Origin of the sequence: Cryobacterium sp. TMN-39-2 (genome assembly GCF_004402745.1) — a bacterium.
Taxonomy (GTDB): Bacteria; Actinomycetota; Actinomycetes; order Actinomycetales; family Microbacteriaceae; genus Cryobacterium; species Cryobacterium zongtaii.
Genome location: NZ_SOFX01000020.1, coordinates 83,423 through 101,548 on the forward strand (window position 1 = coordinate 83,423; position 18,126 = coordinate 101,548).

General features: G+C 64.4%; 18 protein-coding genes and 1 tRNA gene. 11 read left to right on the top strand and 8 right to left on the bottom strand.

What is annotated here, in order from left to right; genetic code table 11:
* The first annotated feature begins 4 nt into the window (after positions 1–4).
* From E3O57_RS05820 to E3O57_RS05850, 7 genes are all read left to right on the top strand, one after another.
* On the top strand, positions 5–442 hold the full coding sequence (locus E3O57_RS05820) for a hypothetical protein (protein ID WP_103479359.1): 438 nt from the start codon (positions 5–7) through the stop codon (positions 440–442).
* Entirely contained in the window at positions 439–1,926 is a 1,488-nt protein-coding gene (locus E3O57_RS05825; protein WP_103479360.1) for an ATP-binding protein, read from the top strand. The genes E3O57_RS05820 and E3O57_RS05825 overlap by 4 nt, the downstream gene beginning before the upstream one ends.
* A 49-nt stretch (positions 1,927–1,975) precedes the next feature.
* The gene (gene dprA / locus E3O57_RS05830; RefSeq protein WP_103479361.1) at positions 1,976–2,971 is read left to right on the top strand and encodes a DNA-processing protein DprA; all 996 of its coding nucleotides are present in this window, start codon (positions 1,976–1,978) and stop codon (positions 2,969–2,971) included.
* Positions 2,972–2,999: 28 nt separating this feature from the next.
* The gene (locus E3O57_RS05835; protein WP_370289883.1) at positions 3,000–4,811 is read left to right on the top strand and encodes a TraM recognition domain-containing protein; all 1,812 of its coding nucleotides are present in this window, start codon (positions 3,000–3,002) and stop codon (positions 4,809–4,811) included.
* Positions 4,812–4,949: 138 nt separating this feature from the next.
* Positions 4,950–5,405 carry a single-stranded DNA-binding protein gene (locus tag E3O57_RS05840; protein ID WP_103479363.1) on the top strand — a complete coding sequence of 152 codons (456 nt, stop codon included), beginning with the start codon at positions 4,950–4,952 and terminating at the stop codon, positions 5,403–5,405.
* Positions 5,406–5,413: 8 nt separating this feature from the next.
* Positions 5,414–5,980 (top strand): hypothetical protein, encoded by a 567-nt coding sequence (locus E3O57_RS05845; RefSeq protein ID WP_103479453.1) that lies wholly within the window; start codon positions 5,414–5,416, stop codon positions 5,978–5,980.
* 193 nt (positions 5,981–6,173) lie between these two features.
* Entirely contained in the window at positions 6,174–6,911 is a 738-nt protein-coding gene (locus tag E3O57_RS05850) for a hypothetical protein (protein WP_103479364.1), read from the top strand.
* A gap of 91 nt (positions 6,912–7,002) precedes the next feature.
* On the opposite strand, the gene E3O57_RS05855 is transcribed toward E3O57_RS05850, so the two are convergent.
* The gene (locus E3O57_RS05855; protein ID WP_103479365.1) at positions 7,003–8,358 is read right to left on the bottom strand and encodes a hypothetical protein; all 1,356 of its coding nucleotides are present in this window, start codon (positions 8,356–8,358) and stop codon (positions 7,003–7,005) included.
* 104 nt (positions 8,359–8,462) lie between these two features.
* Between E3O57_RS05855 and E3O57_RS18620 the strand changes: the two genes are divergently transcribed.
* The 3 genes from E3O57_RS18620 to E3O57_RS05865 all read left to right on the top strand — a co-directional run bounded on the left by E3O57_RS18620 (position 8,463) and on the right by E3O57_RS05865 (position 10,328).
* The gene (locus E3O57_RS18620; protein WP_103479366.1) at positions 8,463–8,837 is read left to right on the top strand and encodes a hypothetical protein; all 375 of its coding nucleotides are present in this window, start codon (positions 8,463–8,465) and stop codon (positions 8,835–8,837) included.
* Complete coding sequence (locus E3O57_RS05860) at positions 8,789–9,268, top strand: hypothetical protein (RefSeq protein ID WP_133159778.1); 480 nt, start codon at positions 8,789–8,791, stop codon at positions 9,266–9,268. The genes E3O57_RS18620 and E3O57_RS05860 overlap by 49 nt, the downstream gene beginning before the upstream one ends.
* A 367-nt stretch (positions 9,269–9,635) precedes the next feature.
* Entirely contained in the window at positions 9,636–10,328 is a 693-nt protein-coding gene (locus E3O57_RS05865) for a hypothetical protein (protein WP_166804762.1), read from the top strand.
* Positions 10,329–10,424: 96 nt separating this feature from the next.
* Here E3O57_RS05865 and E3O57_RS05870 read toward each other — a convergent pair whose 3' ends face one another.
* From E3O57_RS05870 to E3O57_RS05900, 7 genes are all read right to left on the bottom strand, one after another.
* Positions 10,425–10,775, bottom strand: a complete 351-nt coding sequence (locus E3O57_RS05870) for a hypothetical protein (protein WP_103479369.1) — start codon at positions 10,773–10,775, stop codon at positions 10,425–10,427.
* Between the two features lie 855 nt (positions 10,776–11,630).
* The gene (locus tag E3O57_RS05875; RefSeq protein ID WP_103479370.1) at positions 11,631–12,836 is read right to left on the bottom strand and encodes a tyrosine-type recombinase/integrase; all 1,206 of its coding nucleotides are present in this window, start codon (positions 12,834–12,836) and stop codon (positions 11,631–11,633) included.
* Positions 12,829–13,023 (bottom strand): AlpA family transcriptional regulator, encoded by a 195-nt coding sequence (locus E3O57_RS05880; protein ID WP_103479371.1) that lies wholly within the window; start codon positions 13,021–13,023, stop codon positions 12,829–12,831. The genes E3O57_RS05875 and E3O57_RS05880 overlap by 8 nt, the downstream gene beginning before the upstream one ends.
* A gap of 196 nt (positions 13,024–13,219) precedes the next feature.
* Positions 13,220–13,291, bottom strand: a tRNA-Gln gene (locus E3O57_RS05885).
* A gap of 35 nt (positions 13,292–13,326) precedes the next feature.
* Positions 13,327–14,355, bottom strand: coding sequence for an NAD(P)/FAD-dependent oxidoreductase (locus E3O57_RS05890; RefSeq protein ID WP_103479372.1), 1,029 nt, complete (start codon positions 14,353–14,355; stop codon positions 13,327–13,329).
* Complete coding sequence (gltX, locus tag E3O57_RS05895) at positions 14,352–15,872, bottom strand: glutamate--tRNA ligase (protein ID WP_103479373.1); 1,521 nt, start codon at positions 15,870–15,872, stop codon at positions 14,352–14,354. Before gltX ends, E3O57_RS05890 begins: the two co-directional genes overlap by 4 nt.
* A gap of 12 nt (positions 15,873–15,884) precedes the next feature.
* Entirely contained in the window at positions 15,885–16,877 is a 993-nt protein-coding gene (locus E3O57_RS05900) for a LysR family transcriptional regulator (RefSeq protein WP_103461526.1), read from the bottom strand.
* Between the two features lie 81 nt (positions 16,878–16,958).
* Here E3O57_RS05900 and E3O57_RS05905 point away from each other — a divergent pair, with 81 nt between their 5' ends.
* Entirely contained in the window at positions 16,959–18,044 is a 1,086-nt protein-coding gene (locus tag E3O57_RS05905; RefSeq protein ID WP_241990318.1) for an aminotransferase class V-fold PLP-dependent enzyme, read from the top strand.
* The last annotated feature ends 82 nt before the right edge of the window (positions 18,045–18,126 follow it).

Sequence of the window (18,126 nt, forward strand, 5' to 3'; positions counted from 1 at the left end):
TGAGATGTTTGACGAAGGACTGAGACCAGCCGAACCTCGTTGGATCAGTGTCGTCTTCTTACAGGGAGATGAGGCGCACGCAGTGCTCGGCATGATCGACCTCAGGGGCGCCATCGCGGCGATCGATCACCTACAACAGTGGGACTACGGAGACGAGACTGTTGACGCTGCTCTGATCAACGGGTATGTCTACGACCGTATCCCGGCCGGGCGGACAGATCGGATCATCGAAGACGACGGATCTTCCTATGCGCTGACTTACAGCAAACAATTCGGCTACGTGTCGCTCTTACGCCGATATCCCGATGAACCTGAACCAAATCTTGCCCGGACCACAAGGGTCGCATCCACCCAGCCAGCCCAATCACGCCAGCCCGCCGCAACCTGGGCCAGCACTCAAGCCCGATCGAGCGCCAAGTCAGCGCAGGCGGTCTCGCTGTGAAGAATTCAACGGACGAACACCTGCACACCACTCACCTGCTTGAGCCGCACGGCGAAGTTCGGCGCGACCGCCAGGCGCGCAAACGCTCAGCGGCACAGATCGTGGCTGATGCGCGGCGCGTGAAGCACCTCGAAGCGCGAACGCAATGGCAGGCCGAACGGGACGAGGCACGATCAGCCGAATACCTTGCCGCCGGGGGTGAGCCAGGTCCCGCACAACTGCGGATGCCCGGGCGACTCCGGCTCCCCAAGCATCAGGACACCTCCGCCACTCTGTCGGGGCACTACCCATTCCTTGCCGAGGCCGGACTGGGCTCGGCCGGTGTCTTCGTCGGGCAGGACCTCTATTCCGGTGGCTCCTTCGTCTACGACCCCTGGGTGCTCTACCAACGCGGAATGATCACCGCCCCGAACATCGTCCTCGCCGGCATCGTCGGCTCCGGCAAATCATCACTCGCGAAGTCGCTCTACACCCGCTCTCTCCCGTTCGGCCGCCGGGTCTACGTGCCTGGCGATCCGAAGGGTGAGCACACCGTCGTGGCCGAAGCCGTCGGCGGCAAAGCGATCATCCTCGGGCACGGGCTGCGCAACCGGCTGAACCCGCTCGACGAAGGTCACCGGGCGGCATCCGCCACGGACGCTGAGTGGGCGGCGCAACTGGCATCACGGCGTCGAGAGCTCATCGGAGCGCTCGCCGAGACGGTGCTCGATCGAGTGCTGAGTCCGCTCGAGCACACCGCCATCGACCTCGCCCTGGCGGATGCCGTTCGAAGCGCTGAAGTGCCGATCCTCCCTATGGTCGTGGACCGTATACTCGCTCCCAACCCCGAGGACGACGAGGGACGGCTCGCAGAGGATGGACGTCTTGTCGGCCATGCGTTGCGGAGGCTCGTCGCTGGCGACCTCGCTGGGCTCTTCGACGGTCCGTCTACTGTGCGTTTCGATCCTTCCCTGCCAATGGTCTCGCTCGACCTCTCGCGGGTTGCCGAGAACTCAACGCTTATCTCCGTGCTCATGACCTGCTCATCCGCATGGATGGAAGCCGCACTTGCCGATCCGGCCGGCGGTCAACGATGGGTCATCTACGACGAAGCTTGGCGACTCATGGCCTACCCGGCACTCTTGCGCCGCATGGATGCCCAGTGGCGCCTGGCCCGGCACTTCGGGATTGCGAACATGCTCGTTTTCCACAAACTCAGCGACCTCGACAACGTTGGTGACTCCGGGTCCGCAATGCGCGCGCTCGCGTCGTCTCTGCTTGCCAACGCGGAGACTCGCATCGTCTATCGCCAGGAACCGGACCAGCTGGGGTCCACGGCGAGCGCCCTGGGACTCAGTGGGACGGAGCAGCAGCTGCTCCCCGCGCTCGGGACGGGTCAAGGCCTGTGGCGCGTCAAGGATCGCAGCTTCGTCGTGCAGCACCAACTGCACCCCAACGAGCTCGAAGCATTCGACACGACCGCCCGGATGTCCGCAGGTCGGTAGCAGTGCGTCCCCTCAGCCGACCTTCCACCCAGAACAAGGAGTCATACCGATGGTCAAGAATGTGAGCGAAGAGCGAGAAGCGAGGATGTTGCTTGCGGCGCTCTCCGAGCCGAGTGACGTCATCACGGGGACACTAGTCGCCCGTCTCGGCGCAGCGGCGACCATGCAGCTCATCACTTCCGGCGATCGGCTTCCGAATGGCGTCGAACCCGCCGAAGGCGAACTCTGGCGACGGCGGCTGGCTCCCCGCATCGACCCCTGGCAGATCGACCGCATTAACGTCGACATGGAGCACCATGACATTCGGCTTCTGACTCCTGAGGATGTCGACTGGCCCGGCGAGCTGCAGCAGCTCGGCGCTACCGCGCCCATCGCTCTGTGGCTCAAAGGCGACCCGAGTCAGCTCTCGGCTTCCCTCCCCGGCCGCGTCACCATCGTGGGCTCTCGTGCCGCAACGGCGTACGGCAGCCAAGTGGCGACCGAGCTCGCCTCGGAGCTCGCCTCGCAGGGCAGAGTGATCCTCTCCGGCGGAGCGTATGGCATCGATGGATCAGCGCATCGAGCTGCCACCGTGTCCTATCCCGGTTCCACGGTAGCCGTGCTGGCCGGCGGTCTCGATCGCCTCTACCCGGCTGGCCACGAGCAACTCTTCGAGCGCATCGAACAGAGCGGCGGCCTGCTCCTAAGCGAACTACCGCCGGGCTCCGCCCCGACTCGCTCGCGTTTCCTTCAACGGAACCGGATCCTCGCAGCGCTTTCGGGCGCGACGGTCGTCGTCGAGGCTGGCCACCGCTCCGGTTCGCTGAACGTTGCGGCCCAAGCTCACTCGTTGGGCCGACCAGTAGGCGCGGTTCCTGGACCGGTCACGAGCCCGGCGAGCGCAGGCTGCCACCGCCTGATCCAGGAAGGAATCGCAAACCTCGTGGTCGACGCCCAGGATGTGACGGACCTACTGGATGCCTCAGCCGGCTTCTCAGGAGACCGGACCTTCACTTACTCCCCCACGAGACGATTCAGTCGAAGCGGCACCGATCTCCGCCTGTAGGCGGTCTCCTCACGAAGGGACAGCACCGGTGAGCCCACCACGGAGTCAGGCCTCGCTCGGCGACGAGCTCGCAAACCTCGGCATCGGACTCCTGCTGTGCTCAGCAGTGCTCGCGCTACTTCTCCGGCTGGCGGGAACCGCCGCAGCCTGGGCGACAGGCATTCCGCAACCGGCGGGCGGACCCGAAACCGGACTCTCCGTCCTTCTTGACCCGGGCAACCCGTCAGTCGCCATGCAGGCTCCCGGGCTGCACCCGCTTCCGTACTGGCTGACGGCCAGCATCATGGTCGTTGTCGTTGGCGCAGCCGGGACCTGGCTGTGGCGGATGCTTCACGATCCGCAACGAGCAGCACGCATCGATCCGTACCGTATCCCCGGAATTGCGACACTGAACGATGTGCTGCGAGCGGCATCCAGCAAAGCGCTCATGCGTCGCGCTGCGCATCTCCGTCCGGTCCTATCGAACGCGAAACCCACGGATGTTGGCTACCGCATCGGACGATCACGAGGTACCGATGTCTGGGCCAGCGTCGAGGACTCCATCCTCGTCATCGGCCCGCCACGCTCCGGCAAGGGCGCACACATCGTCATCAACGCCATCCTCGACTCCCCCGGGCCGGTCGTGACCACATCGACCCGCCCTGACAACCTCACAGCCACACTCCGAGCACGCCAACGGGTAGGACCGGTCGCAGTGTTCGATCCGCAACAGCTCGCCCTCGGAGTGCCGGCGGGCCTGCGCTGGTCGCCGATCCGCGGCTGCGAAGATCCGCTCACAGCGATGATCCGCGCAACGGGATTGGCAGCGGGCACTGGACTCGCGGCCGGCGGCGTCGATGGAGGCGGGTTCTGGGAGGCAAAGACACGCACTGCTCTGCAGGCGTTGCTGCACGCCGCCGCCCTCGACCACCGCACGCCCGCCGAACTCTTCCGGTGGACCCTCGACCCGGCTGCAGCTCACGACGCCGTCGCTATCCTGCTCAGCGCTCCCGCAGCCGCCACTGGATGGGGTGACTCCCTGCAAGCAATGCTGGAGGCCGACCCACGAACACGCGACTCAATCTGGCAGGGCGTTTCCCTCTCGCTCGGCGCCCTTGCCGACCCGCGCGTGCTGGATGCCGTCTCGCCGGGTGAGGGAGAGAGCTTCGACCCGGAGGAATTCCTGCGCAGCAACAGCACCCTGTACCTGCTCGCAACAGGTGCGGGCTCAAACAACTCCGCCGCCCTTGTCTCGGCCTTTGTCGAGGACCTCGTAGAGACCGCCCGTCGCCTGGCCGCTCGCAGCGCGGGTGCGCGACTCGACCCGCCTCTTCTCCTTGCACTCGACGAAATCGGCAATTTGGCGCCCCTCCCATCACTCCCCAACCTGATGGCGGAGGGCGGCGGAACTGGAATCACGACCATGCCTGTGCTGCAGTCACTTGCGCAAGCACGCACGAAATGGAGCGAGAACGCAGCCGGCACGATATGGGACTCGTCCATCGTCAAGGTCGTTCTCGGTGGGGCATCCAACTCCCGAGACCTGCACGATCTCTCTACGCTGATCGGCGAGCGCGACGAGTCGACTGACTCGACCACCGTGGGCGATCGGGGTTCACGCTCAGCGCAGCGATCCATCCGCCGCGTCCCAATCATGCCGCCCGACACCATCCGCACCCTCCCGTTCGGGACCGGCTTAATCATGCTCCGCGCTGCCCCGCCCGTTATCGCGAGCTTGCAGATGTGGACCTCGCGTCCCGATTCGAAAACTCTTCTCGCGAACCGGGCGGACATCGAAGCGTTGATGCGCAGGCCGGCCCCGGAGGAACCCACGCAACCACCTATTGGCCAATCGGACTGAATCGTCGCCTCCACTGCTTCGCTGAAGTGGGTGCGGCGCGGTCGAGGTCTCTTGTTCACCGTCGTTGTGTTGGCGGCGGCACACCTAGTAGTGAGCGCGGATCAACGCAGTCCGCCCAGACCCAGGAGGTTGAGTCCCATGACACTTCACACGCAACAGTCGCTGTCAGGTTTCATCGCATCGGAGCCACAACAGTCGGTCACCGAGAACGGCGACACGCGCTTCTACGTGCGCGTCGGCCAACCCCACTTCCGTCGCGAGGGAGGAGGCTTCACCCCACTCGAGCCAAGCTTCCACGACCTCGTCGCTTACCGTGCTACCGCCGAACGGGCACTCACTCGGTTCGCGAAGGGCGACAGTTTTGTCGCCGAAGGATACGTTCGTAGCTTCCAAGTGGAGCGCGAAGGGGAAGTCATCGATCGGGAGGAGTTCGTCGCCAAGAAGATCGGCCACGACCTCGCCCGCACAAATTATGACGTGGATCGTGCTCGCCGCCCAGCACCGGCCGAGGAGTTAAATACTCCAGCCGCCCAAAAAGTCATGCGGCGAGTGCTCGGGGCCGCCCAGACCCGAACAGCAGCGTTCGGGTGGTGAAGGCGACCATGACCGTGCCTCTGGACGAGTGGGTCCCCGACGATGAGAATGCTTCGTTCGGCGAAGACTCGCTCGACGATCTCGACGGGCCGCTCACGGCAGAGCCGCCGCACCCCGTCAACTGGAACCTGCTCACCGCCGACGAAGCCGAAGTTGAGTGGATTGAGCTCAACCGGTGGGTGAATTGGCTCCGCCGGACGTATGGACTCCCGGCCTCCGTCGTGCCGCCCTTCTGGCACAACCACCCAGAACTCGTTTGGGAGCTTTCCGCGCTGCACTTACATTGGCTCTGCGCCTACGACCCCGATCAACACGGCTCGGCACCATTCGGCTGGCACCGTGACTTCGCCGACGCCCGCCAACGACTCCACGACTGGGTGGCGACATCGGGGACGCGACTCGACCGTGATCGATCTACTCGACAAACTGCATGGCCTGGCGAACCTCCTGCCGATACCGTCGAAGATATCCTCATCGACGACCGTGACGAGCATTTTGCGCGATTCGTCACTACAGACGTCGAACGACGTCGCGAAGTCGAGGTCGAATTTCAGACTCGCACTGGCCATGCCTGACCCCACATGAGTCGGAAGCCCGAAGGCCGGACCACGCTTGCGACGAGGTCGCCTAGCAGGCACACATGAGCGGGTGGGGCCGACCAAGGGAGGCACCCACCTAAGAGCGTTCTTGCCGTCTTGATTCGCGCGGCCCCACCTGCACTGGATATTCTCGTGGGTGCCGCTCTTCGACAGAAATGAAGTGCCGTAGATGACCTTTGAAGTACAAGACAACCGTTCGTCGTCCGCGCGCAATCCCCTCGATTCCACCGCGGACGATCATGGTTTGACAGCGCTGCGGCTCGTGCTCGGGCTTATACCGCTCGGTAGTTTGGCCACAGAGCTTGCTCCGTCGGCGGCCGACAGACAAACCAAACGGGCAATTCGGACTCTGCAAACGCTGGTACAGGACCTACAATTGCGGCTGGACCTCAGTACGTGGAGTCCAACGCCGACGGAAGAAGAGCTCGACGCAGCGTTCGTGCGCGCTCTGCGGGCCGCTCATGAGACTGCTGAAGAAGAAAAACGCGAATTCATCTGGCACGGCTTGATCAACGGCTGGGTGCGCACCCACGGCAATCCGAAGCGCGACCGCTTTCAACGCCTCGTTTCGAAGTACGATCTAGAGCACTTCAAGGTCCTGCGAGAGATGAGATCCTTTGTGAAGGACGATATCCACTGGTTTTCATTTGAATCAGGCAGCGATGCGCTCGTGGCTTGCTTGAATCGCAAGCGCGACGACCTTCTTCCATATCTACAGGAGTTCGCAGCCGACGGTCTGGTAATGATCTACGACCAACCCGACATCAGGCAGATGAGCGGCAATCCGTCGGTCTCGACCCGCAAGATCGTCTTATGGAAACAGGACTCAGACGACCTCCTGAACTTCATAATGGATCCAAGAAACATTCAGAACGCCCCGTCCGCTCCAGACGCACAGACCGAATGATCGTTCGGCGCTAAGCAGACGGCGTCCGCGTGAACGCACGCAGGAAGCTACGGCCATCAGCGATGAGGACCTCGCGGTCCGCGACGTGTCGTCATCGGCTGATGAGATCGGTAACCGACCAGCTCGTACCCGTCGTTGCGAACGAAACGGTGCCCTCGCTCACGTTCGATCGGTTGCCGGCGGAAATCACAAGCGATGCCGTGTGCACCCCGTGCATGTCCGCGTCGGGCTGGGCTCGGGTGGTCGGTGCGAGCAGAATGAATGAATCGGTGTCCGCCGATTCACTCGGATGCAGCGATGGGATCGTGAAAACTACTTCTGATCCGTCCTCGGATACTGAAATGTTTTTTTGCATCAGCCCGAAGTCAGGTTGCTCGACGAACGGGGACTGAGCGAGCATGCCAAGCGCGGCGAGTGTTCCGAGGGGAAGCATACCCGTCGGCGGTGCAGGTCTTTTCGGCAGTCGGCCGTCGATTTGGGATGCTTCTTCGAACGCGAGAATTTCGTCGGGCAGGCCTATCCGGATCCGAACGTCCTGCAACGGCTGGGGGGACGTATTCGTCACCTTCAACCTCAACAAACCTTCTCGTCGCGCCAACGCGGTGTGCAGAGTGTGAGCGGGCAATGCCCTCTCGAAACTCGCCATGTAGCGCTCGCGTTCAGTGGAGTAAGCGTCGAGGGCGTCCTGTTGATTCGTCCCTCCGAGCTGGAACCCGCGTGCTAGTCCAGCTGGCGCCGGTTGCTCTGCCGGGAACACAAGTATGTCGCGCTCTGCTGATACCGCCGCCTCAAGGGACGTTTCGTCAATGTCGACCACCTGGACCGCATCGGCGCGGTTGGCAATCGCAGTGACGCCGTCGATACGAATCGGGCCGGTGTGCGCCGCAAGCAGGCGCTGCTGCAGCGCGTCCAGATCAGCGGGCGTTGCCGGCTCTGAGCGAGCCTGGTGGCGGACGAAAATCGTTCCCGCCTGATGGGACTTCTTGGCTTTGTCGTCCGGCGCCCAGGTACGCATGAGCGGGAAGATGGGGTCGCCGTCGTGCGGTGGTTCCACGATGATGACGAGAACCGTTGCATTGTCAACGCGCACGGGGTGACCGGACCAAGTCGGGCCATTAGTTCCGGTGTAACGCTGAACCCATGGCTCGAGATCTGCCATATCGGGGACATCGATATCGTGCAGCTGGCCGGGTTCCGCGCCAATAATCATGTATCCGCAGCCACCGAAGTAGTTTGTTGCGGACTCGACAGGGCGGTTCGCCATCGCGAGCACGCACTTCGCAATGCTGAAGTGGCCCTCCTTCCCGGTCTTCCCGAGACTGAGAGTAGCCTTCCACTCTACGAAGTGTTGCTCGTCCGAAGGGTGCGCATCCATCGCGGCGCGAATAAGGGCGCGGAGTTGTGAGTCGGAACGGAGCGTGCGCAAGGGGTCAATGTTTAGTGCCACGAGCCATCGTCGCAGGAAAGTCCGACAACAGGTGCGGTAATTGCGAAATCCACGTATGCATCGCGTCGTCGCCACAGCGCAAAATCGACACCATAATCTCGATTATGGTGTGGATCGACGCGATGTTTACCCGAGCCGTGAAGCAACTACGGTTTGAACCCGAAGGGCCCTTTACCGCAATGAAGCTTGCGTACAAAAACGAGCGCGACATCGCTGACTTCGCGTCGCACATCGACGATACGGATGTGTGCTTCTATCCCGCGAAGAGTGAACGGGCCCACCGCTTCTTGTCGTCCCTTCGAAGCGGGGATCTTTCTCACCGTGAGAGCCCCGATTTCGAGGACGTCTCTGCATCGATTCTCCTAGAGGCGATGATTGTGGACGTCCGCGACCAGGCAAGAAGGACAAGACGCGAGCGCGTGAAGGTGCGGTGCTCCGAGAGCTCAAAGAGATCGGACTGGATGTCCCCTCCGATGTGACGGTTGTCGCTGCTGTTAGCAGCGGGCTCCCCACCAATCAAGACCATAATTATCGCGCCTACGTCGATCAGTTCACCCGCACTGTATCCGACCATGCGCGCAAGGTTGACACCTACCGTCACCAACGGCCGGGGTTCGAGCTCGGGTTCCTCGTTTTCGACGAGGCCACGGCATATTTAGAAACGCTGGGCGCCTTCGGACCATCTGGCAGAGGCAGGCCTCACTACTCGTTTGCCGATTCGGTTTTCATCGATGTAATCGTGCGGTCCGGTGTGGACTGCTTCGTCTGGCTGACACCCTACAAGCGCCTGCACACGCTCGATGTTGGCGAGTTCCCACTCCCCTTGATCACGATCATCGACCTCACGCCCTTAAAGCACGAAGAGCCCCATGTCTATAGCCCACAGCGCATGCTGTCCGCCGAAGTGTGACGCAAGTGACGCTGCAGCTCGCTGCGACGGTCGGAAGGGTAGGCATTCGGCCGCTCCCTCCTTTTTCTAAGAGCGGATGCAGCTCAGATGAGGTCGGTAATGATCACGGTCAGGCCCGTTGCGCATGAGACCGTTAGACGTCATCTTGCACGTCGGTAGCGCGCTCACAGCGATGAGAGAAGTGCAAGGTGACAGCCGGCCGTTGAGGTCTGGTGCGTCTTGCTAGGTTTGCGTCATGGCTTCCTCGAACCCGCAATTGTCAATTGACGAATTGGTACGTGGGTCGGTCAATCTCTCGTCCAGGATTAGACGAGCGTTGAACGCCCTAGATGATGGCGACCTGTCAGCGGCCGACAACATTGCTGCGGTGACCAGAATTCTGCTGGCCTATGGACGTGGCGACAAAGTGGTTTTGCGACTCTGCAGCGCGTTTGGTCTGCCGTCGCCCAGCTTCTGGCTGTCGGCGGTCCCGAACGACCAACCTGACACCGAGTTGGGAGTGGGGCGGCTGCCGATTGGAATTCCCGTCGATACATTTCGCGGCACCGCGCCGACCCGATCGCTGTTTAGTTTCGCGGACGTCCTAGATGGAACGTGCCTAGTCTCGCGGTCGACGCTTCGACGTCGGTATTCGTGGTCTCGTTTGGCCGACGAATACGGAAATGCGCGGGGAAACCACCTTGGACAGCACGTTCCGGAAATTCTCAGTCGGATCGACATGCTGGATGTCGCGGGCATGACCCTTGGGCACTTCGTTGTCAGGCAGATGGGGTGGATAGCGGAAGAGGCTTTGCGTCAAGTCCTTCCACTTGTTGACGGAGGGATAGAGGCCTGGGACCCCAGGGCCGTGTCGTTTCACGGCATAGACTTAACGCAGCTATCTGTGTACAGAACACCAATTCTGCTCGGAGATCTAAGGTCGGGTGGCCTCGGCATACGTGCCGAACTCTCGTTTCCCGAGCTGAAGGCAATAAAGGTCTTCCGTATCATGACGGAGCGATCGGACCTCACGCTCGAGCTCGATGCGTCGGGTCACTATGTTATGACGCACGGGACGTAGTTGCCCCTCGCCCCTAACGAGTCGCTAGTCGTCGTTGGTGCCGAATTCCTTGACACCGACGTAGGTCTCGGACCTGAGGCCCGGCCATTTCTCGGGCTAGGGCCTGACCGCGATCTCCAGCGGGAGCCAATGCGGCGTCTTGTAGCCCCGTTTGATACCACTCCCGGTGACGAGCGGATATTCCAACAGAGCGCCCTCCATCGCGTATGTGGCAGGCATCGCCGTAGTCACTTCCGACCGCTCGTCCGCGACGAGTCTCTGAAGCGCGGCGACGGCCTCGCCGCTCAGATCAATCCAGACGACAACATTTTCGCTCTGAAACAAGGCCCGGTCGCCCTCAACAGCTACCCCAAGCACGGCCAGCTCACCGGCAACCTCCGGGATCGTGAGCGCACCCTTACCGCGAATCGACTCGATCAGCGCCTCGTTCAATGCCACGGCATCCATGGAATCCCTTCGGTCGTTACTCACAGGCTACATCCAGCCCGGATACATCCCAGGGCACAACCCCGGCACTCATCGAGCCAGGGCCCCCTTGTGGGTCTGTCCAGTTGCGTCTCCGCTCCGATAAAGTGACTCATCATTGGTGGGGGGCGAAGATGACAGGGCTGAAATTCGAAGTTTGTGTTGCTTGCGCTGAACGTCACGCGCTATGGCGCGGAGCGATGACCGTTCACACCACGGCAGCGGGAGGACGGTGCTCCGGCAGGGTCAACGATCCGAGTGCTGCGTTCGAATCCAAAGCCGAGCAGGCCGCGAAGGTGCTCAGCCGGCAGGTTGGCGCAGTGACGACCGCACAGGTTCGAGACAAGTCACCGAAGACTTCCCACGAGGCTTACGCGCGTCACTCCGGACATCCGCTTGTCACACTCACGCCGATCCCCACACCGAAGCAGAGGCAAAACCCGCCGGGATCCAGGATGCTCCCTACGACCACGGCGGAGTCCCTCGCGAAAATTGCGAAGGCGGAGAAGAATGCACGGGATAAGAAGCGGAACAAGCTTTTCGGGATGCACCCTCGTCGTACTGAGCCACAAGATCGCGTCGTCTATGTGACGAAGACGACGCGCGTCGTCTCCGGCGGCCTTCCCAGCCTGGGAAGAGGCCGCTAGCTAGGACAACTAGGGCACGAGCAATGATGCGCTGGCGATCGCAGTCGTACGCGTCTTGGGCCACCAGGGCGCACCTACTCCAGAACTTCGAACTGGCGCGTATCGCGAGCACCGCACCCACCTCACTTCTCGACTGTGTCCCCACACACCGCGCATAGATGACCTGGGATGCACCGTCCACCTTGGGGTTTCAGCTACCGAGCACATCATCAAGGATCTCCGCGGTCACGATGTCGACCTGATCAGCCGTTACCACGTAGCTATTTCGCGTGGTCTGCTCGTTCGCGTGGCCAAGGAGTCGGGACGCCAGCGTGATACCAGCGGCCCGCTCGACGAGTGTTGCGGCCGTGCGCCGGTAGATGTGTGTGGTGTACTCGTCAACGTCGACTCCCAGCTTGACCAGGTTCTCGCGCTCGTCGGCAATGAATGAGCGCAACAGACGCTCGTAGTTACTGACACTCAGTGCGCGTCCGGTCTTAGTTGGAAATAGTGACGCCTCCGGGTCGGGTTCAGCGAGCGCCAGCCGTCGGCGCACAGCCGCTGCTGCCATCGATGGTAAAGCGATGCTGCGTCGCTGTCGGGAGCGCTTGGGCGTGTCCTTCCGGTGAATGCCCTCCGCCTTCGTGCTGACGATGGTGCCATTCACGACGAGGGTTGGTGGCCTGGTGGTCATGTCCACGTCACAGCGGCGCAGGCCGAGACATTCGCCGACGCGAATTGATGTGCCCAGCATGATTTCCATGCCGTCGATCAGAATGCGGTAGTTGGGTCTGGGACCGTCCGCTCGCGTGACTCGCCAATCCTGCATGAGCTCACGAATGCCGTTGAGTTGCTCCGTGGTGAGCGTGGACTGCTTCTTCGGGGTTGTCGGCAGGCGCTGGACGTCACGCACCGGGTTGCTGGGCAGCGCGTCGTCGCGTACGGCGTAGCCGCAGATGAGGCTCAATACCGCGCGGGCGTGGCGTGCTTTGGAGATGGATTCCTCCTCCAGAATCTTTTGGAGGATGCGATCGCAGCGACCAACGGTGAGTCGGTCGAGCTTGATTCCTCCGCAGCGGGGCAAGATGATGAGCCGCGCAGTTGTCTCATACGATTCGTAGGTCGAGTAGGTGATGCTGCCGGTCTTTGCACGGGCGGCGATTTGGGCGAGCCAGAGTTCGACCACCTGGGCGACCGTGTTCTTGGGAGACAGCGCGCCGGTGCCACCGGTACCGAGCACCGCCGCCTGCCGTAGAACGTCTGCGCGCGCGTTCTCATCAGTGTGAGCAACCGCGGACAGACGATGCAGGACTCCGCCGTCGTCGCGGAGGGATGCGCGTGCTCGATACCGGCCGTTCGGCAGGACACTCACAGTTATCGTGCCCAGCACGCCGGCGGCAATCTGTGGCCTAGCCATGCCGGTGCTCCTGGACCCAGGCCAGCACGTCCTGAACGTCGTAACGGACGTGACGGCCGAGCTTAAGGTAGGGCGGCCCCGCACGGGTCAAGCGCCAGTCTTCCAGGGTGCGCTCGGGTAGCTGGAGCAGATCGGCGAGTTCACGCTGGGTGAGAAACGTCGGAGTGATCTGTGTCGTCGCGTCCATACCCAGAAGGTGTGTGGGCGTTCCCGTGAACGGTCCGACTGTGCCGGGACAGGTCCGTATCAGTCCGGGCGATATGACGCCGAAGTCACCCCACAACGAAGTTTCTGGCCCATTTCTGGTCACAGCGGCCGATTCAGGCCTGGTCGGGAGGAGGGGCGAGGGGTGGTTTCGCCGCGGAATCCTGCGCCTGTTACTGCTGGGGTACCTGGACTCGAACCAAGAACAAATGAACCAGAATCATCCGTGTTGCCAATTACACCATACCCCAATGGCGATGTCCGAGGACCGCGCCGAAAAGTAACTCTATCCCACTCCGGGGCGACCAGCCAAATTGAGCGGTGGGTGTGTCGCGAGCGGGCCGAGAAGTTCCCGGTTTATCGCCACCGCGGCGCGAGCTCCCTCTCCGGCCGAGACCAGCAGTTGCTCCGGGCCGGGCGGGGTGGTGTCCCCCGCGGCGTAGAGTCCGGGCACCGAGGTACGGCCCTGGGCATCGACGACGAGCAGGCCGGCGGCATCCGTTGTCGGGGTCAGCGACGCAGCGAACGTGGCGGCGGCCTCGTACTTGGGGCGCACGAACCCACCCTCTCTGGCCACGAACTCGCCGTCGGCGACCTGGATGCCGGTCATGGCTCCCCGCTCCCCCACCACGTCGGTGAGCGGGCGGCGGTCGACGCGGATGCCGCGCGCGGCCAGTGCGGCCTCGTCGGGGTCGGTGACCTGGCCGACACCGTTGGTGAAGACGATCAGGTCGTCGGTCCACTGCGAGATGAGCAGAGCGTGTTCGGCGAGGTCGTCGGTCTCGCCGATCAAGGCCAGGGCCCGGTCGGCCTCTTCGTAGCCGTCGCAGGCGATACAGCTGTGCAGGTTGGTGCCGTACCAGGCGCGAATGCTCGGCAGCGCCGGCAGCGTCTCGGCCAGGCCCGTGGCGATGAGCACGGTGTGCGCGGTGACCACGCGGTTCTTCTCGCCCCGCATCCCCTTGGTGGACACGGTGAAGCGGGCGGCGGCGTCGGGCAACTGCTCGACGGAGCGCACCAGACCCATGTGGAACTCGGCGGCCGGGTAGGCCTCGTACTCCTCGCGGCCGATGCGGCGCAGCTCCAGCGGCGGCACGCCGTCGCGGGTGATGAAGCCGTGCGAACGCAGGGTGGCGGAGTGCCGAGGCCGGTTGCTGTCGATCATCAGGGTGCGGCGGCGGGCGCGCACGAGGTTGAGCCCCGCGGCCAGGCCCGCCGGGCCGGCACCGATGATGACGACGTCATACGGCGCCTCAGCGGTACCGGCAGCGGAATCGCTGCCGGCACCGGCGCTCAGCAGACCGTCCGAGCTCATGACACCAGGGTCGCCGAGAGCCGATCCAGGCGAGCCAGCGAGTCGGCACGGCCGAGGATCTCCATCGACTCGAACAGCGGCGGCGAGATCTTGCGACCGGAGACGGCGACACGCAGCGGGCCGAACGCGACCCGCGGCTTGAGGCCGAGGCCACCGATCAGGGTGTCGGTGAGGGTGCTGTGCACGAGTTCGTGGGTCCACTCCGCTTCGGGAATGTCGCGCAGCGCAGCTGTGGCGGCCGTGAGGATCTCGGCGGCGTTCTGCGGGAGCGAGGCGAGCGCATCCGGCTGGTGCTCGAGCTTGTCGGCGCTCTCGAAGAGGAATCCGAGCATGTCCGGCGTCTCACCGAGCAGGGCGATGCGCTCCTGAACCAGCGGGGCGGCGGCGGCGAGGACGGCCTGCTCGGTGTCGCTGAGCGGCTCGGTGAGCACGCCTGCGTTCACCAGGTAGGGAACCACGCGGGCGGCGAAGTCGGCCGGCTCGAGCAGACGGATGTGGTCGCCGTTGAGCGATTCGGCCTTCTTGAGGTCGAAGCGGGCCGGGTTCGGGTTCACGTCGACCACGTCGAATGCGGCGATCATCTCTTCGATGGAGAACACGTCGCGGTCGTGGGTGAGCGACCAGCCCAGCAGGGACAGATAGTTCACCAGGCCCTCGGGGATGAAGCCCCGTTCGCGGTGCAGGAACAGGTTCGACTCCGGGTCGCGCTTGGAGAGCTTCTTGTTCTTGTCACCCATCACGTAGGGCAGGTGGCCGAAACGCGGCACGAAGGTGGTCAGGCCGATGTCGATCAGCGCGTGATACAGCGCGATCTGGCGGGGCGTGGACGAGAGCAGGTCTTCGCCGCGCAGCACGTGGGTGACACCCATCAGGGCGTCGTCGACGGGGTTCACGAACGGGTAGAGCGGATGGCCGTTGGGGCGCACCACGACGAAGTCGCTGAACGAGCCGGCCGGGAAGGTGATCTCACCGCGGACCAGGTCGTCGAAGGAGAGCTCGGTGTCCGGCACCTTGAGGCGGAGCGCGGGCTCGCGACCCTCGGCGCGGAAGGCGGCCTTCTGCTCGTCGGTGAGGTCGCGCTCGTAGTTGTCATAGCCGAGCTTGGCGTCCCGGCCGAGCTTGATGTTGCGCTCGGCGATCTCCTCGCCGGTGGCGAAGCTCTCGTAAATGTGGCCGGATTCGATGAGCTTGGCGATCACGTCACGGTAGATGTCGTAGCGCTGAGACTGGCGGTACGGCTCGTGGGGCCCGCCGGCCTCCACGCCCTCGTCCCAGTCCAGGCGCAGCCAGCGCATGGCGTCCAGGAGCTGGGTGAAGCTCTCCTCGCTGTCGCGGGCGGCGTCGGTGTCCTCAACGCGGAAGATGAACTTGCCCCCGTTGTGCCGGGCGTAGGCCCAGTTGAACAGGGCCGTACGGATCAGGCCGACGTGCGGCGTTCCGGTGGGCGAGGGGCAGAACCGCACCCGCACATCAGTGCCGGTTGCGGTCGAGAACGGGTGCGCTGTTGTAGTAGACATACGACATTCATCCTACCGAGCGAGCGCCGCGCCCGGGGGGTGTTCACGGTCTGCCCCCACGAGTGACCAGGGCGCCGCGTCGATCTCGCCGATGGCCCGGATGGTGGCAGCCACGGCCGGAATCGACTCCGCGCCCTCCGTTCCCACCAGGTGAATCGTGCGGAAGTCGCCGCCCGCGGTCGGCCGGGCGACGATCCCGGCCGGCAACGGCGACGCGGCGATGGCCAGGGCGGGCACCAGCGCCACCCCCAGGCCCGCCGCGACCATGCCGAACACCGCCACGACGTTGTCGGTCTCGTAGGAGATGCTGGGGCTGAAGCCGCTGCGGGTGGCGAGGTCGAGCAGGTGCGCCCGGCAGCGCGGGCAGCCGCCGATCCACTGGTCATCGGCCAGCAGGGCCAGGTCGATCCGGTCGCGGCCGGCCAGGGGGTGCTCGCGGGGCACAACCACGAGCATCTCGTCGCGCCAGAGCGGCACGACGGTGAGGCCCTGGGCGCTCTGCCGGTGCGGGTCGGCCTGGTCGCCCGTGTAGCTGAAGGTGATCGCGAGGTCGGCGGCCTGGTCGCGCACGGCCCGCACGGCCTCCGGCGGTTCGGCCTCGAGGTAGTTCAGCTGCACACCGGGGTGCCGCTGGGAGAGGCCGCGCAGCACCGTGGGGATGACCGTGGCCGAGGCGGAGGGGAAGGCGGCGAGGGTCACCCGGCCGCTCCGCAGGCCGGCCAGGTCGCTGAGTTCGCCCGCCGCGGCATCCAGCGCCTGGGTCACGGTGGCGGCGTGCCGGGCCAGGATGCGGCCGGCCTCGGTGAGCCGCACGCCGCGGCCGGCCTTGGCCACCAACGGCATGCCCAGGCGGGCCTCGAGCCGTTTGAGGTGCTGGCTCACGGCCGGCTGGCTGTAGCCGAGCGACCGGGCCGCCGCGGTGATCGAGCCCAGCTCGTTGATGCGGTGCACGATGCGCAGCGCGTGGGAATCTACGTCGAGTGCACGGTGAAGATTTTCGGGCATGCCCAAATCATAACCACTGGTTATCTGATTGATCGAGGACTGGGCGTTGCCGAATGGATCGAACGGGGCAACGCTGGATGGATGCGATCCACTGTTTCGTCCGTAGCCCCGGCTCCCGCCCCGACCATGCCCCAGGTGCGGGCCGCCTACGCCCCCACGAGCACGCGCTACCTGGCCGCGTGCACCTCGGGACTGCCCACCCTGGACACGGTGCGGGCGCTCCGCGAGGACGCCGACATGTGGGGCAGCGGCCTGGCCTCCCCCGCGCACTACCAGGCCGAAATCGACCGGGCCCGGGCTCTCTACGCCGGGCTGGTCGGGGTGGGTATCGACCGGGTGGCGATCGGGTCGCAGGCGTCGGTGATGGCAGCCCTGCTGGCCGCATCCGTGCCAGAGGGGCGCGAGGTCGTCTGCGTCGACGGGGACTTCACGTCGATGGTCTTCCCGTTCCTGCAGCAGGAGCACCGCGGGATCACGGTACGCCACGTTCCGGTGGCCCAGCTCGCTGCCTCGCTCACCGAGCGCACCTGGCTGGTCGCCTTCTCGCTGGTGCAGTCCGGCACCGGTGTGATCGCGGATGCGCCGGCCATCCGCGCGGCCGCAGCCGCGGTGGGTGCATTCACCCTCTGCGACACAACACAGGCCACCGGCTGGCTGCCCGTACACGCCGGCGACTTCGATGCCACCATCTGCCACGCCTACAAGTGGTTGGGTGCACCGCGGGGCGCGGCCTTCCTCACCGTGCTGCCCGCGCTGGCCGAGGTGCTGCGCCCAGTGCAGGCAGGTTGGTTCGCGGGCGACGACCCGTGGGCATCCTGCTACGGCCCGACCATGACCCTGGCGACGGATGCCCGACGCTTCGACGTGTCACCGGCCTGGCCGGCCTGGGTGGGCACGCGGGTGGCTCTCGAGTTCTTCAGCTCACTCGACTCGGCCGCCGTGTACGCCCACGACACCGGTCTGGGCAATGCCCTCTGCGCCGGGCTGGGGCTGCCAGAGAACAATCAGGCCATCGTCACCTGGGCCGATCCCGCCGGAACCGACCTGGCCCGACTCACCGCCGCCGGCATTACCGCGTCCGGCCGGGCCGGCCGCGCCCGCGTGGCCTTCCACCTCTGGAACGAGCCCACCGACGTGGCTGCCGTTCTGGCCGCCCTGGGGCGCTAGCCTCGCACGAAAGCGGCCCTGTGGTCGCCTCGGGATGGTGAGGCGACCATAGGACCGCTTTCGCGAAACTGCCTGGTACGGC

Excerpts from the sequence above, each read along its gene's own strand:
- E3O57_RS05875 (WP_103479370.1), bottom strand. The coding sequence starts at position 12,836 with ATGGCTAGGCCACAGATTGCCGCCGGCGTGCTGGGCACGATAACTGTG.
- E3O57_RS05850 (WP_103479364.1), top strand. The coding sequence starts at position 6,174 with ATGACCTTTGAAGTACAAGACAACCGTTCGTCGTCCGCGCGCAATCCC.
- E3O57_RS05870 (WP_103479369.1), bottom strand. The coding sequence starts at position 10,775 with ATGGATGCCGTGGCATTGAACGAGGCGCTGATCGAGTCGATTCGCGGT.
- dprA (WP_103479361.1), top strand. The coding sequence starts at position 1,976 with ATGGTCAAGAATGTGAGCGAAGAGCGAGAAGCGAGGATGTTGCTTGCG.
- E3O57_RS05840 (WP_103479363.1), top strand. The coding sequence starts at position 4,950 with ATGACACTTCACACGCAACAGTCGCTGTCAGGTTTCATCGCATCGGAG.
- E3O57_RS05845 (WP_103479453.1), top strand. The coding sequence starts at position 5,414 with ATGACCGTGCCTCTGGACGAGTGGGTCCCCGACGATGAGAATGCTTCG.
- E3O57_RS05820 (WP_103479359.1), top strand. The coding sequence starts at position 5 with ATGTTTGACGAAGGACTGAGACCAGCCGAACCTCGTTGGATCAGTGTC.
- E3O57_RS05890 (WP_103479372.1), bottom strand. The coding sequence starts at position 14,355 with ATGAGCTCGGACGGTCTGCTGAGCGCCGGTGCCGGCAGCGATTCCGCT.
- E3O57_RS05880 (WP_103479371.1), bottom strand. The coding sequence starts at position 13,023 with ATGGACGCGACGACACAGATCACTCCGACGTTTCTCACCCAGCGTGAA.
- E3O57_RS05900 (WP_103461526.1), bottom strand. The coding sequence starts at position 16,877 with ATGCCCGAAAATCTTCACCGTGCACTCGACGTAGATTCCCACGCGCTG.
- gltX (WP_103479373.1), bottom strand. The coding sequence starts at position 15,872 with ATGTCTACTACAACAGCGCACCCGTTCTCGACCGCAACCGGCACTGAT.
- E3O57_RS05905 (WP_241990318.1), top strand. The coding sequence starts at position 16,959 with ATGCGATCCACTGTTTCGTCCGTAGCCCCGGCTCCCGCCCCGACCATG.
- E3O57_RS18620 (WP_103479366.1), top strand. The coding sequence starts at position 8,463 with ATGGTGTGGATCGACGCGATGTTTACCCGAGCCGTGAAGCAACTACGG.